This is a genomic window from Pontimicrobium aquaticum (genome assembly GCF_005047595.1).
GTDB classification, from domain to species: Bacteria; Bacteroidota; Bacteroidia; order Flavobacteriales; family Flavobacteriaceae; genus Pontimicrobium; species Pontimicrobium aquaticum.
The window spans coordinates 233,223-249,114 of the sequence record NZ_SUPL01000002.1; the positions used below are offsets into that span (position 1 = coordinate 233,223).

General features: G+C 34.6%; 12 protein-coding genes. 5 read left to right on the forward strand and 7 right to left on the reverse strand.

The window, feature by feature from the left end; all coding sequences use genetic code 11:
- Positions 1 to 20 precede the first annotated feature (20 nt).
- Positions 21 to 1,724, forward strand: a complete 1,704-nt coding sequence (locus E5167_RS03910; protein ID WP_169301371.1) for a multicopper oxidase domain-containing protein — start codon at positions 21 to 23, stop codon at positions 1,722 to 1,724.
- A gap of 116 nt (positions 1,725 to 1,840) precedes the next feature.
- Here E5167_RS03910 and fdhF read toward each other — a convergent pair whose 3' ends face one another.
- From fdhF to E5167_RS03935, 5 genes are all read right to left on the reverse strand, one after another.
- Positions 1,841 to 4,570: a formate dehydrogenase subunit alpha gene (gene fdhF / locus E5167_RS03915; RefSeq protein WP_136841265.1), complete on the reverse strand. Its 2,730-nt coding sequence runs from the start codon at positions 4,568 to 4,570 to the stop codon at positions 1,841 to 1,843.
- A gap of 6 nt (positions 4,571 to 4,576) precedes the next feature.
- Complete coding sequence (locus tag E5167_RS03920) at positions 4,577 to 6,229, reverse strand: NADH-ubiquinone oxidoreductase-F iron-sulfur binding region domain-containing protein (RefSeq protein ID WP_136841267.1); 1,653 nt, start codon at positions 6,227 to 6,229, stop codon at positions 4,577 to 4,579.
- 6 nt (positions 6,230 to 6,235) lie between these two features.
- Entirely contained in the window at positions 6,236 to 7,060 is an 825-nt protein-coding gene (gene fdhD, locus E5167_RS03925) for a formate dehydrogenase accessory sulfurtransferase FdhD (protein ID WP_136841269.1), read from the reverse strand.
- Between the two features lie 90 nt (positions 7,061 to 7,150).
- Positions 7,151 to 7,954, reverse strand: a complete 804-nt coding sequence (locus E5167_RS03930; protein ID WP_136841271.1) for an endonuclease/exonuclease/phosphatase family protein — start codon at positions 7,952 to 7,954, stop codon at positions 7,151 to 7,153.
- Positions 7,941 to 9,209, reverse strand: coding sequence for a D-alanyl-D-alanine carboxypeptidase (locus E5167_RS03935; protein ID WP_136841273.1), 1,269 nt, complete (start codon positions 9,207 to 9,209; stop codon positions 7,941 to 7,943). Before E5167_RS03935 ends, E5167_RS03930 begins: the two co-directional genes overlap by 14 nt.
- 96 nt (positions 9,210 to 9,305) lie before the next feature.
- Here E5167_RS03935 and E5167_RS03940 point away from each other — a divergent pair, with 96 nt between their 5' ends.
- Complete coding sequence (locus tag E5167_RS03940; protein WP_136841275.1) at positions 9,306 to 9,764, forward strand: RNA methyltransferase; 459 nt, start codon at positions 9,306 to 9,308, stop codon at positions 9,762 to 9,764.
- 13 nt (positions 9,765 to 9,777) lie between these two features.
- Positions 9,778 to 11,502, forward strand: a complete 1,725-nt coding sequence (locus E5167_RS03945) for an amidohydrolase (protein ID WP_136841277.1) — start codon at positions 9,778 to 9,780, stop codon at positions 11,500 to 11,502.
- A 45-nt stretch (positions 11,503 to 11,547) separates the two neighbouring features.
- On the opposite strand, the gene E5167_RS03950 is transcribed toward E5167_RS03945, so the two are convergent.
- Positions 11,548 to 13,275, reverse strand: coding sequence for an amidohydrolase (locus E5167_RS03950; RefSeq protein WP_136841279.1), 1,728 nt, complete (start codon positions 13,273 to 13,275; stop codon positions 11,548 to 11,550).
- Positions 13,276 to 13,431: 156 nt separating this feature from the next.
- Here E5167_RS03950 and era point away from each other — a divergent pair, with 156 nt between their 5' ends.
- Together era and E5167_RS03960 are read left to right on the forward strand one after the other, a co-directional pair.
- Positions 13,432 to 14,313: a GTPase Era gene (era, locus tag E5167_RS03955; RefSeq protein ID WP_136841281.1), complete on the forward strand. Its 882-nt coding sequence runs from the start codon at positions 13,432 to 13,434 to the stop codon at positions 14,311 to 14,313.
- A gap of 58 nt (positions 14,314 to 14,371) precedes the next feature.
- Positions 14,372 to 15,355 (forward strand): DUF3179 domain-containing (seleno)protein, encoded by a 984-nt coding sequence (locus E5167_RS03960; RefSeq protein ID WP_136841283.1) that lies wholly within the window; start codon positions 14,372 to 14,374, stop codon positions 15,353 to 15,355.
- A 2-nt stretch (positions 15,356 to 15,357) separates the two neighbouring features.
- Here the strand turns inward: E5167_RS03960 and E5167_RS03965 are convergent, their stop codons facing one another.
- A complete protein-coding gene (locus E5167_RS03965) occupies positions 15,358 to 15,855 on the reverse strand; it encodes a GTP-binding protein (RefSeq protein WP_136841285.1) in 498 nt (165 codons plus the stop codon).
- Positions 15,856 to 15,892: the final 37 nt, after the last annotated feature.

Here is a 15,892-nt window from a genome sequence, read left to right on the forward strand (position 1 = left end):
CACGATTACTAATCTGCATTATGAGTCTCACTTCTTTTGTTATGGTGTCACAGAATCCTATAACAATTCCAGGTACAATTGAATCTACCAATGTGAATTTAACGCTTCAAACAGGAACGTTTCAATTTTTTCCTGGTCAAAATACTTCTACAATGGGAGCTAATGGATCTGTTTTAGGACCAACACTTATAATGAATAACGGTGATAACATGAATATAAATATCACCAATAATTTAGGAGAAGACACCACGATACATTGGCATGGTATGCATGTATCTGCAGCAAATGATGGGGGTCCTCATACAGTAATTGGTGCTGGTCAAACTTGGAATCCTCAATTTGAGGTTATGGATAAAGCAGGAACTTATTGGTACCATCCACACCTTTTAAATCATACAGACGAACATGTTAGTAAAGGTATTTCAGGATTTATTATTGTTAAAGATACTGAAGAAACTGCTTTAAATTTACCTAGAAGCTATGGAGTTGATGATTTTCCTTTGGCTGTACAAACTAAGTCATTTGATGATTCCTATCAAATTAAAAGTGATGTGAATGACGACACCGCATTAATGGTCAATGCAACTATGAATGGTCAATTAGATGTGCCAGCACAAGTAGTGCGTTTAAGACTTTTAAATGGGTCTTCTCAACGAACCTTTAATTTTGGATTAACCGCAAATAGAACGTTTCATCTTATTGGAACAGATGGAGGTTTAGTTAACACTCCTTTGGCATTAACAAGATTACCATTATCTCCAGGAGCTAGAGCCGAAATATTAGTTGATTTTTCTGGTCTTCAAGGGCAAACAATTCACTTGATGAGTTATGCTTCTGAATTGACAAATGGTAACTATGGAGCTACGTACCCTGGAAACTCACCTTCAAAACCATTAGATGGTTATAACCCGAATCCTTTAAATGGTGCCGATTTTAATGTGTTGCAGATGGATGTGGTTGCGCAAACAGCAAGTCCAATAACAACAATTCCTTCAACGTTGGTAAATGATGTGCCTTTGGCTGAGGTGACTGCTGACGAAACAAGATCATTTAGGTTTGCTCCTTTAACTTCTGGTTCTCAACAACTAAATGGAGATTTTTCTATAAATGGGGTTACTATGGATATGAATGTGATTAATGTGACTGTACCTTTAAATAATACAGAGATTTGGACTTTAGAGAATTTTTCAGCTATTGCACATCCATTTCATATACATGATGTTCAGTTTTATATTTTAGATATTAATGGTAGTCCTCCACCTCTATATTTACAAGGACGAAAAGATACTTTCATGGTACCATCAGGCGCAACAGCAAGAATAATTACCAAATTTAAAGATCATTTTGATGATACCATTCCTTACATGTACCATTGCCATATGCTAAAACACGAGGATGCATTAGCAGGAATGATGGGACAATTTGTGGTAGTTGACCAAACAGCTGGTTTGGATGATTTGGAGTTGTCTAAAGATGCGGTTTTGTACCCTAATCCATCAAAAGGGTCTTACATGACGGTTAAGTTGCAAAAATCTTCAGAAAGTATTAAAGCATATTCAATTATTAATCAACTAGGCCAAATAGTAAGATACCATAAAGTTCACCAAAATGAGTTTAGTAATATGTATTCTTTTCCAATATTTGAATTGGCACAAGGACAGTATTTTATAAAAGTATTTACAGAAGATAGAATTATAACAAAAAAGTTTACAAAAAATCATTAAACAACTTTAGATTTCCTTTCGCACGCTTCTTTTTTAAGCTATTTGGAAGTGAGTGGAATTAATTAAAATTGATTATTTAGCAAGTAAAGCCTCATCGAAAAATGAGGCTTTGTTTATTACACAAGTTCTTTTTTGTATTTTCCTTTACTTTTCCTAATACGAACAGCAACTACTTTATATTCAGGACACATAGCTTCACTGTCATGAACATCGCCAGTAATGTTGTTAATCATTATTTCGGGGAAATGAAACGTAGTACTTAAAATACCTTGTTTTACTTCGTCGGTTATTCGAGCTTTAACATCAACCTTACCTCTTGGAGATTCTAAACAAACATATTCACCATCATTAATTAAATGTGTTTTGGCATCATTTGGATGAATCATTAAATAATCATCTTGAAGGATTTGCTCATTGGCAGTTCTACGCGTCATTGCTCCACAATTGTAATGTTCCAATTCACGATTGGTCGTTAATATATATGGATAGTCTTTAGCGTGTTCAGTTAACTCAACAGTTTCTTCCCAAGCATTGAATTCAAACTTACCTTTACCACGTTTAAATTCAGTAGTGTGTAAAATTTTAGTGTCAGTGCCATCTGCAGCAACTGGCCATTGTAAACCATTGATGCCTAATCGTTCCCATTTGATTCCTGCAAAGAAAGGTACAATTTGAGAAATTTCTTCCAGCATACCATCAGGAGTATAATCAGGTTGATTATAGCCCATTCGGTTCATAATATCCACAATAATTTGTCCATCTGGTTTTGTTCCAGGAATAGGCTCAACTACTTGTCTAACTGCTTGCACACGACGTTCACCATTTGTAAAGGTTCCTGACTTTTCAAGGAACGACGCTCCTGGTAAAATCACATCGGCATACTTGGCAGTTTCAGTCATAAATAATTCTTGTACAATCACTAAATCGGTTGCTTCAAGGGCTTTGATGACTTTTTGAGTATTAGGGTCTGTTTGCACCACATCTTCACCGATAATCCAAATAGATTTTAGTTTACCTTCAAGTGCAGCATCAAACATTTCCGGAATTTTATAACCTATATGTTTTGGTACTTCAACACCATAAAACTCGTTGTATTTTTTATTGACTTCGTCATTGGTCACATCCAAGTATCCTGCTCCTTGATGAGGTTGAACTCCCATATCTGCAGAGCCTTGTACATTGTTTTGACCACGTAATGGATTTACACCAACACCACGACGACCTATATTTCCAGTCATTAGCGCTAAATCTGCAATTTGCATCACTGTGAATGTTCCTTGTGAATGTTCGGTAACTCCTAACCCATGGAATGACATTGCATTTGGCGCAGTAGCATAAGCCATTGCAGCAGCTCGAACTTCATCTCTGGTAACACCAGAAATTTGTTCAATATGGTCTAAGTCAATAGAAAGTAATTCCTTTTTAAAGTCTTCAAATCCTTCAGTTCTATTTTCAATAAAGGTTTCATCAACCAAACCTTCTGAAACAATGTAGTACATCATCATGTTGAGTACAGCTACATTAGTTCCTGGTCTTAAAGCTATGTGGTGTGTAGCATATCGAGCTAATTCTGTACGTCTTGGGTCTAACACAATCGATACATTATCTGACTTCATGGCAAACTGCTTCAGTTTTGCTCCAGTTACTGGATGTGCATCTGTTGGATTGGCACCAATAACCATGATGCAATTGGTGTCTTTTAAATCGTCAATTGAATTGGTTGCAGCTCCTGTGCCATAAGTACGTTGCATACCTAAGGCAGTAGGTGAGTGACACACACGAGCACAACCATCAATATTATTGGTATTAATGACAGCTCTGTAGAATTTCTGCATTAAATAATTTTCTTCGTTAGTACAACGAGAGGACGATATTCCAGCCATTGAGTCTGGGCCAAATTCTTCTTTAAATCCAGTTAATTTGTTAGCTATATAATCGTAAACTTCGTCCCAAGTCACTTTTTCAAATTCACCATTTCGTTTAATCATAGGGGAATTTAATCGTTCAGGATGGTCATAGAATTTAAAGGCATAACGACCTTTTAAACAGGTATGACCCTGATTTACTTCGGCATCGTAAGGTGCTTGAATACTTAATATTTCACCATTACTTGTAGATACCTCTAGGTTACATCCAACACCACAATAGGTGCAAATGGTTCTTGTTGTATCTGTTGCTTGAATAGCTTTTGATTGGAATACATCAGAAATTGCAGACGTTGGGCATGCTTGCGAACAAGCACCACAACTTACACAATCTGAATCCATAAATGAATCGTCTAGCCCTTTAATAATTTTAGAATCAAAACCTCTACCAGACATACTTAATATAAACTCACCCTGAACTTCATCACAAGCTCTTACACAGCGATAGCAGTTGATGCATTTTGATAGATCAGACGTCATATAAGGATGACTCAAATCTTTCATTCTGTATAGGTGATTATCACCTTCAGGATAACGAACATCGCGAATTCCAACTTGTGCAGCAACTGTTTGTAATTCACAGTTTCCATTGACTTCACAGGTTAAACAATCTAATGGATGATCGGTTAAAACCAATTCTACAATATTTTTTCTGAGTGCTTTTACAGCCTCTGTGCTTGTGTAAATATATTGTCCTTCAGTAACAGGAGTATGACAAGATGCCATTGTTTTTACTGATCCATTTGCTTCTAAAGCCACTTCAACACTACATACTCTACAGGAGCCAAAAGGGTCTAAATTTGGTGCGTCGCATAGCGTAGGAACTAAGTTTTTTTCCTTGTAACGACGAATAAATGAAAGCATGGTTTCACCTTCCTTAATTTCAAATGCTTTGTTGTCTATATATGCTATTTTATTCATAATCGTCTAGTTGAAATATTGTCTTAATTCATCATCAAAATACTGTAAGGCATTACGAACTGGTAACGGAATTCCACCACCATGCGCACATAATGAACCTTGCTCTAAAGTGGTTAACAAATCGGTAAATAGTTTTTTGTCTATTTTATAATCTGAGGTCAATGCTTTTTCGGCTAATTCTTGACCTCGTTTTGTTCCTAATCTGCAAGGGAAACATTTCCCGCAGCTTTCATAAGCTGCAAAATCGAAAAGATGTTCAATGAATTTCATAATTGGATAATCGGAAGGAACAGAAACAACCGATGCATGACCTAGAAGGAATCCATTTTTTGAAAAGGATTCAAAATCAACAGTTAAATCCTCAATTTTTGAAACTGGGACTAAACCACCAAGTGGACCACCAATTTGAACAGCTTTCACATCAGATTTAAAACCACCACCAAGCTCATTAATTACATAAGATAGTGGTGTTCCCATTTCAACTTCATACATACCTGGATTGTTAAAGAAACTGTCTAAAGAGACTAATTTTGTGCCTGAAGAACGTTCTGTACCAATGGCTTTCCAAGCTTCTCCACCATTTGAAATGATATAATGTAAAGCAGCTAATGTCTCTACATTATTAACCGTTGTTGGTTTGTTGAATAGTCCTTTTTGTGCTGGAAAAGGAGGACGAACTCTTACTTCAGGACGTTGGCCTTCAATAGAATTTATTAGGGCCGTTTCTTCACCGCAGATGTAAGAACCCTGAGCTTGAATGATTTTAAAATCGAAACTAAAATCTGAACTGTTGATATTTTCACCAATTAAATTGTTTGTTTTTAATTCATCAATAGCGTCTTGAACTATTTTAACAGCTTCTGGATATTCAGCACGAATGTATAGTATACCATATTTTGCATGAGTTACATATCCAGAAATCAACATTCCGAACAACACCGAATGTGGTTGGTGTTCTAATAAATATCTATCTGAATACGCTCCTGGGTCACCTTCATCAGCATTACATATGATAAATTTTGTTTCGTTTTCTACGTTTCGGCAGAATTGTAATTTTAATCCCATTGGGAAACCTGCACCACCACGACCACGAACATTTGAAGTTTTTATTTCCTCCAATACATCAGCAGAGTCTTTTTGAAGCGCTTCTAAAAATGGTTGATAGTAATCAGTAATATTACTAAAAGGAGCGGTTAGAATTTGTTTGCCACTGGCTTTTATATTGTAGGTGTCTTGATTTAAATTGGAGTCAGAATCAATTATGCTATTTAAATTGGAAATGGCATCACCAGAATAATTTTTCCCATCATAATGAAACGCAGAATTTTCATGGCAACGACCTAGACAAGTCATATGTCCAATTTCTTCAGCATCAAACTTACTCTTTAACGAATTGATTACTTTTTCTTGAGTACCAGCACAAACGCAAGCAGTTCCGTTACACACATATACTTTTTTGCCTTTGTTTTCAGGTTTTAAAAAATCATAAAAACTAGCCGTTCCAAAGGTATTGGCTTTACCAATTAGAAACTCATCGGCTAATTTAGCCATGGCTTCGTTATTTGGTGTACCTTCAGGTTTTGCTAATTTTCCAAGTTTATCAAAGAGGTTGTCTTTGAGTCCTTTTCTTCCTAATAATTCACTTAAATTATCTGACATATATTTTTAACTCGCTTTTGTATTGGTTGATTGTATTTTAGTTCGTTGTGGATTGGAATAACAAGTGGCTCTTTCATCTCTACAAAAGGCAAACAAGGTTATTCCCAGTTCTTTAGCATAATCGACTGCTAATGATGAAGGTGCAGAAACAGCAGCCAAAAAAGGTGTTTGTGCTTTAAAACACTTAATAACAATTTCGTAGGAAATACGACCGCTAACCGTCATGATTTTAGCCTCACTTAATTCTTCTTCATTAATTAGTTTTCCTACTATTTTGTCCACAGCATTATGGCGACCAATATCTTCCATTGCACATAGTAGTTTTCCGTTTAGTGTAAATGCAGCAGCTGCATGTGTACCACCAGATTCCTTGAAGTTATGTTGAACAGTATTCATTTTATTGAATAAGTTATGAATGAGTCCAATATCAATTTTATGTTTATCATTAATGGTTTTACCTATAAATGTTAAGTCGCTAAGTTCGGTTTTTCCACAAATACCACATGAGGAAACAGAAAGTAAACTTCTACTATTAGTATAGCCTTTGCCTAACTCTTTTTCTGGAATATTAACATTAACAATAGTCACAATACCATTGCTATTCTCTTTTTTAAGTGATATTTCAGGGGTGAAATTTACGTTATTTATAACACCTTCTGCATGCAGTAACCCACGAACAAGCTCAATATCATTGCCAGGTGTTCGCATAGAAACTGTAAACGGCTTGTTGTTAATGTCTATTTGCAAAGCTTCTTCAACAGTTAGCGCATCCACAATTTTGTCGATGTCATTAATGTTAAATTTTTTGCCTTCGTAATTTCGAGTAGCCATGATATTATGGTTAAATCAATGGTCAATTTACATAAAGTTGAGCGATTTTGCCATTTTTATTTTATAACGATGTGTTAAAATAAAAAATTATTAATCCAGAAGTTGAAGTGTAACTAAATAAGCACAATGGTCTGAGGCAATGGCGTCACAAATAGTCTCTCTTTTAAGTACTTTCCATCGATGTTTTGGATAGAATAATACATAATCAATTTTTTTAGTAGGATTTTCGGAAGAAAAGGTTGGTTGAGGATTGTTCTTATCATAGGAAACTGTCCAAAAACTCTCAAGAATATTCATCGTATTACTATTAGGTTCAGCATTTAAGTCGCCAGCTAAAATGGTTGGGTATTTGTTACTTGAAAACACTTTGTTAATTTCTTTAGCTTGCATAATTTTATTGGTCTCTAGCTTTAAATGATCTAAATGCGTCCCAATAAAAGAGATGGTGTCTTTTGAAGGTAACACCGTTGTAATTTCTAAAGCAGCACGAGGCTCATCACCAGGAATATAAGGTAAAGATACATTTCGTGTACTCAAAAAAGTGTGTTTAGATAATACACCCTCACCATATTCACCACCATCATAATACATGGCTCTGCCATAAATAGGAGCCATTTTTGTTCGCCAACCTAATTCGGTTACTAAATCATACTTTTTCGCACGATTGGTTTTGTAATCTACTTCTTGAAGTGCCACAAAATCAGGATTCGCATCTATAATGACTTTGGCAATAATATCTAAATTAAAATCACCTTTCATGGTTTTTCCGTGAAGAATATTAAAAGAAAGAACCTTTACGATTTTAGTGTTATCAATTTGATGCTGTGACCAAACAGTAGAAGAAATTAAACAGCAAGTTAGTATTCCAATAAATTTTTGCTTAATATTTTTCATAGATCTTTGATAGATGGTCTTGTATTTGTTTTCTAATGTTAGAATTTGACTGATTAAAGTTGTTATTCATATAACTAAAAATTAAGGGTGTTCCTTTTTTTGTAATGATATAACCACTTAAACAATAAGTATTAGATAGGGTTCCAGATTTAGCATATACATAAGGCTTCTCTTTTCCTCCATACCAGTTTCGTAAGGTGCCATTTTCTCCTCCAACAGGAAAGTAACTTAGTAGTTTATCTAAAGGAATTTCCTGATACATTTTTGTTAATAAATGTACAGTGTCTTCGGGTGAAAATAAATTGTAAACAGATAAGCCAGACCCATCTCTCCAAACAGGTTTTTGAGGTAAGTTTTGTAAGTGATTCTCAAGAATATATTCAATACCATCTTCAGCATTGTAAGTGTCATTAACCTTTTTTGCAACTTGTAGCATTAATTGTTCAGCAATAAAATTGTCACTCACCACAAGCATTTGTTTGTAAACTGAATCTACCGCAATACTATAAAAAGGTTTAAAATCTAAATCGCTTTTCTTAGACATTACATGTACAGGTTTTTGTAAGGTATCGCTTAACAATTCAGCAACTATTTTTGTGGACGTTTTAAAAGGAATGTAATTTAAAGTAGAATCTAACCGCTCTAAATAAAATTGGTTTTCTTCAAACTCTCTATTCATATCTATTGAATCCAAAACAGTAATGTTTTTTTTAAAAAAAGAAGGATGCGCTGCAATAGAATCTCCTTTCATAGCATAAGTAAACACATTGCCATACATTGGGAATAAGCTTCTTTCGGGCATATAATAGTATTGATAATCCTCCCATGACCATCCATTCCCAAAACGATTGTCGTCTAAAGATTCATCCAATATAACTATTGGACCATCATGCTCTTTTAAAAAAGGGATGGTTTTAGAGCCTTCAAATTCATATAAAAATGAAGGGTCTGCAGTACCTTTAATATAAAGGGTGTCATAGTTTTTGTAATACTCAAGACCAATTAGAGAATCTCCTAAAGTTTTATAGGCCGAATAGAACGTATATAGTTTTGTATTAGAGGCAGGTGTAAAAAACTTACTTCCATTATGGTTAATGATTTGTGTTTTGGTTTCAGGATTATACAAAACAAAACCTTTAAAGAATTCTGAATCATTTTGATGGTTCTTAAAATCTTTTTTTAGTTTGTGAGTTGTACCACAAGAACTGATTGTAATTATAAATATGAGTAAAAAAAGTTTGAGATATACTTTCATTTTATATTGGTTGGTAATAGGTTAGTTTTAACTTTAATATTATCGAAGATAACAAATACATTAATAAGGTTAAATAATTTTTATTTTTGTCAACTTATGATAGATAATTTTGAAAACGAATATTTTGGCATTGGTATCCAAAATGGTAAAACACCGGAAAATCTTGGTGTCCTTTGGAGGTCTGCTCAAAACTTAGGAGCTAGTTTTATTTTTACTATTGGTAATAGGTATGCAAAACAAGCTTGCGATACACATAATGCTGTAAAAGCAATGCCATATTTTCATTATGACACGTTTGAAGATTTTTACAACCATTTGCCAAAAGGAGCTAGGTTAGTTGGTGTAGAACTTACTGAAGAAGCGGTAAGCTTAGAAAGCTTTCATCACCCAAGGCGTTGTGTGTATTTATTAGGAGCGGAAGATCATGGTTTATCAAAGAAAGCTATTGAAAAATCACATCATTTGGTAAAGTTTAAATCGGAGTTAAGCCTAAATGTATCTGTTGCTGGAAGTATTGTGATGTACGATAGAGGCTTACATAAATCTAGAAGTTAATAAGAATGTAATTATGAAAAGAATATTAATAATCATTACTGTTTTAATTGTGTCGTGCAGTTCTAATCATAAAAAAGAAATTGCAGATGTTGTTGTCACTAATGCAAGGGTTTATACTTTGAGTTGGGATGATCCTTCACTCGATGGAACTCCTGCACAAAATGCATCGATTAAAAATAGTGTTTGGCAACCAGACGCTGAAGCTATTGCTATAAAAAATGGATTAATTCAATTTGTTGGAACAACCAAAGATGTGCAAAACTATATTGGAGAAAATACTGAGGTTATTGATGCTAAAAATGCTTTTATAGTTCCTGGACTTATAGAGTCTCACGGTCATGTGCAAGAAATAGGAGAAAAGAATGAAGATGTAAATTTAATTGATTTATCTGCCCAAGAAATTATTGACGCCATTTACAAACGTTCTCAGGATGTTCCCGAAGGTGAATGGATTATTGGCTCTGGTTGGGATGAAGCTATTTTTGCTAATGAATATCCAGATATGAATGAACTGAGTAAAAAAGTGCCAAATCATCCAGTAGTGTTAAACGGTTTAAGAGGGTTTGGAGCAATGGGAAATGCATTGGCTTTTGAAAAAGCTGGAATCACTAAAAAAACTAAAGCAACTGACGGTGGAGAAATTCTTAAAGATAATCAAGGCAATTTAAAGTATGTATTATTAAATCATGCTAAGAATTTATTAAATGACAAAGTTCCAGAGCGAACTTTTGAGCAAAAATCTCGTATTATGAAATATGGATTAGATGAGCTACAAAGTTTAGGATTTACTACTGCACATCACGCTGGCGTGTTAGGTGAACATATGGAGGTTTATGAAGATTTACACTCAAAAAACAAATTACCAATCAGGATTCAAGCATTTGTGGCAGCGAGAATGCACAATATTGATTTGGTAAATGAGTGGATAGCAAAAGGGCCTACAAATAATGACGCCTCATTTTTACAGGTAAAAACATTTAAGGCTTATTACGATGGGTCTTTAGGCTCGAGAGGTGCTAATTTTATTGAAGATTATTCAGATAAGCCTGGACATAAGGGAGTGAGTAGTACAGATTATGGGTTTCACTCAGATATAATCACTCAAGCAATGGATGCTGGATTTCAGTTAGCTATTCATGCTATAGGCGATAAAGGCAATAGAGATGTTCTTGATTTTTATGAAAATTACTTTAAAGATAATCCAAAATCAAAAGAGTTGCGACATCGTATAGAGCACGCACAAATAGTACATCCAGATGACTTTAAACGATTTGGTGAATTAAACATCATAGCTTCTATGGAACCTGGGCATGCTGTCGAGGATATGCCTTGGGCAATTGATAGAGTTGGTGAAGAACGTGCAAAAGGAGGCTATGCATGGAGAACATTACGCAAAAATAATGCAACAGTTATTTTTAACGCAGACTACTCAGGAACAGATCCAAGCTTTTTTTATGGTGCGTATTGCGCTATCACAAAACAAAAAAGAGATGATGATAAACAATGGTTTCCAGAACAAGCGTTTACACCAGAGGAAACCTTAAGAGCTTACACTATTTGGGCAGCCTATGCATCTAAACAAGAACATTTAACAGGAACCATTGAAAAAGGGAAATGGGCAGACTTAACCTTTATGGATACAGATGTTTTAAATATTGGTAATACAAATCCCAACCAACTATTAAATGGTCAGATTTTAAAAACCATTGTAAATGGCAAAGTGGTTTATGAGAGATGAACCACTTTACCATCTAATTAAACTTTGAGTTTATCGATTTATGAATTAATCCTCCTTTTCATACACCACTTTACCATCAAAAATGGTCATAACAACTTCGGTGTTAAGAATTTTATCTTCATCTACTGTCATTAAATCCTGATTGTAAATGGTGAAATCGGCAAGCTTACCAACACTAATAGAACCTTTTATATCTTCTTCAAAAGCACCATAAGCGGCATCTAAAGTATAAGACCTTAATGCTTGTTCTCTGGTCATTTTTTGCTCTGGTTCGTAACCTCCTTCAGGAGTGCCTTTTAGTGTTTTACGACTTACACTAGCATAAAAACTAGCAATAGGATTTAAAGGCTCTACAGGAACATCTGTACCATTAACAATTGGGATACCGCTTTGTAATAAATCTTGCCACATATAAGCACCTTCTTTAATACGTTTTTCCCCTAAACGATCTATTGCCCAAGGTCTGTCAGACGACATATGTACTGCTTGCATTGCTGGAATTACTTGTAATTCTGCAAATCTTGGGATATCATCAGGATGCAAGTGTTGCGCGTGTTCTATTCTAAATCGGTGATCTGTACCAAGCATAGATAATTCAGTTAGTGCTGCTTCATAACGATCTAATATTTCTCTATTGGCACGATCGCCTATGGCATGTGAGCATACCTGAAATCCATTTCGAAGCCCATTTCGTGCTGTTTTATCCACCATTTCCATTGGAAGCGTTTCAAGTCCAAAATGACCTGGTCTATCTGTATAAGACTCTAATAGCCAAGCACCTCGATTTCCTAATGCGCCATCACAATTTAATTTTATGGATCGAATAGTAAATCTATGATCAGGATCAATATGTGGCCCTTTTTCATACCATTCATTAAGAAGTTCTTCATCATTACCAGTAAGCATTGCATAGATTCTAATGTTCATATTGCCTTCAGCTTTCATACGATCGTATAGGGCTATAGTACCTCTTCCAATTCCAGCATCATGGAAACCTGTAATACCATTTTTGTAACAAGCTTCAATAGCTAAATTAAAAGCTTGGTTATTGGATTCTGGTGTGTTAGCAGGGATGTGTTTACCAATTAAACCTCCTGCACGTTCACTGAAAATCCCTGTTGGTCTACCAGCTTGATCAACAATAACTTCACCGCCTTCAATTTCATAGTTTTTAACACCATCTGCAGATAATGCAATTAACCCAGCAATTTCCATAGCTTTTTCATTAGCAAAGCCAGCATGACCACTAGCATGTCTTAAATACACTGGATTATCAGGAGACACTTCACTTAGTCTGTGGTGCGTTTGAAATCCTTTAACAGTGTATTCTGGCATGCTATCCCATTTACTTTGATGCCAACCTCTTCCAGTAATCCATTCACCAGGTTTTGCGGTTTTAACACGTTCGGCTACCGCATCAATAATTTCTTGATAACTATTGGTATACATAAGATCTAGCTCAAGCTCATTATAACCTAATCCCATAAAATGTCCATGACCCTCAATCAAACCTGGAGTCATTGTTTTTCCTTCTAGATCTATAATTTCAGTTTGTTCGCTTTTGAAACCTTCCGCGTCTTCTAGGCTTCCTGCAAATAGTATTTTATTGTCTTTGACTGCTACAGCTTCAACAGTTGCTTGAGTTGAATCTACGGTGTATATAGTTCCACCATGAATAATTATGGTAGCAGACTCTTTATTTTTGTCAGAACAAGAACTAAAAAAAATAAGAGCGATTGCGATTAAAAGAAACTGAGAAAATCGTGATGTCATGTTGGTTGGTTTTAGTGTTTGTAAATTACAATATTTAAAATTTTTATAATAAGCTTAAGATGCTTTTAAATGTTCTTTTCAAATATAGTTTAAAATTTTTGGTTATTGAAAGCAATAAACAATTCAAGGTTGTAACTTTGCAATTAAATTTATAGTATGCATAAAGCAGGTTTTGTAAATATTATTGGAAATCCAAATGTTGGAAAATCCACCTTAATGAACGCTTTTGTTGGTGAAAAGTTATCTATTATCACCTCAAAAGCGCAAACTACAAGGCATCGTATTTTGGGAATTGTGAATGGTGATGATTTTCAAGTGGTATTATCTGATACACCAGGAATAATTAAACCTGCATACGAGCTGCAAGAATCGATGATGGGTTTTGTAAAGTCAGCTTTTGAGGATGCCGATGTGTTGGTTTATATGGTCGAAATAGGTGAGAAAGAGCTTAAAGATGAAGCCTTTTTTAATAAAATTACCAATTCTAAAATTCCAGTATTATTACTATTGAATAAAATAGATAGCTCTAATCAAGAACAACTTGAGGAGCAAGCGGCTTTATGGCAGAGCAAAGTGCCAAATGCTGAGTTTTTTCCTATTTCAGCTTTAGAAGGATTTAATGTAAAAGAAGTGTTTAACAGAATTATTGAGCTGTTACCAGAATCTCCACCATTTTATCCTAAAGATCAATTAACTGATAAACCAGAACGATTTTTTGTAAACGAAAAAATCAGGGAGAAAATACTAATGCATTACAAAAAAGAAATTCCGTATGCTGTTGAGGTTGATACCGAAGAATTTCACGAAGAAGAAGACATTATTAGAATGCGCTCTGTAATTATGGTAGAACGCGAAACGCAAAAAGGCATTATTATTGGCCATAAAGGCTCTGCTTTAAAACGCGTTGGTGTAGAAGCTAGAAAAGATCTAGAGAAATTTTTCAATAAGAAAATACATCTTGAATTATACGTAAAGGTGAATAAAAACTGGCGTAGCAATCAAAACCAGTTAAAGCGTTTTGGGTATAATCAGAAGTAAAAAACTTATTTAATGTAAGTTTGCTTTTATTGTAACGACTACATTCTAAAGTGTGTCTATGAAAAAACTAACCCTATTCTTAATTTTTATAGTAGTTATGGCTTGCTCAAAGGACAATACTAATGTTGAGCAAATTGCTGAAGAAAATGAATGGTTAGTTAATAAGGATGATATTTCAGGGTCGTTTGCAATGTATCCTTTAGGTGATAATCCAGAATATACCACTGTTGCAAATACCAACTTACTAGATAATGAACGTGTAGGCGTGATGAGTTTTGGAGATGAGGTGAGAGTATATCCATATCCACATACCTTTGCTACCGAAATTATTAATGATACCTACCAATCTCAAAAATATGCTTTTACCTATTGCCCATTAACTAAAAGTGCTATAGCCTATACAAGAACAAAAACACTTCGAGCCTCTGGTTATCTATACAAGAACAACATGGTACCTTGGGATGAAGAAACTGAAACCCTTTGGTCTCAAATGCTAATAAGAGGTATTAAAGGAAAACGTATTAATCAGCGATTAAATACTTTAGCTGTAGTTGAAACTAAATGGGAAACAGTGAAAAATTATTTCCCCGACGCAAAGGTATTAAAAACCATAGTGCCTTCCAATGGTCGAATAAGCACTACTTCAAAAGCTAGTAAAAATAGTTTAAGGAATACCAATTTGCCTGACGATAGAGAGTTTGTATATGGTGTTTTAGATGAAGATGATAACGTTAACATCTTTCAGTATCAGGATTTTGCCAACCAAAGCAGATACGATATTACACTTAGGCAACATAACTACATTGTTTACGGAAACGAAACTCTTAAAGTTATTAGTGCTTTTGAAGTAGATGATTTTAATACTTATCAAATATTAGACGAAAGTGAGTTTCCTTACGTGCTTCAAGACCTCAATGGTGTTAAGTACAATGTACTAGGTCTTGGAACTAATGGTAATACACTAGGAAAACCAAAATACGCATACGTTGCTGCATGGTGGGCTTTTGAAGATTTTTTTACTGATTTCACGTTTCAACAATAAACTTATTTTCCGTAGAGTAAACCATTCATAAAGTTATGTAGTAATACCATTTGGTCTCGTCCAGTAGCTTTACCCAAACGTCCTACAAAGTATAAAGCAATCCATAATACTATCATAAAAATAGCAACAAACAACTGTATAGCAAAATCGGTTTTTAACGTCCAGTTGGTGTAAGCCCATATACCAAAACCAAGAAATAAGCCTGCAACTATAAAATGAAAAAACATAAACATTGTCCAAACAGTTGGATTTGGACCAAACAAACCAAATAACTGACATGAGTTTTTGTCAACTCCCATAATTTCTAGATGCAATTGTGGCGACCAGAAATGCTGGTCAGCCTTCGGAATTTTTATAAATACATGGTCATCAACTCTCGATATAATAAAATTCTTTTGAGTGTTTTTTGCTTCTTCAAAAGCTTTTAATACCTCTTGATTGTTCTTACTAAGTTCAATTTTAAACCTTGGACGTAAAACTATGTCATTGTTTATAGACATTGCTATTTAAATTATCTGCTGAATTTACAGTTTTTTC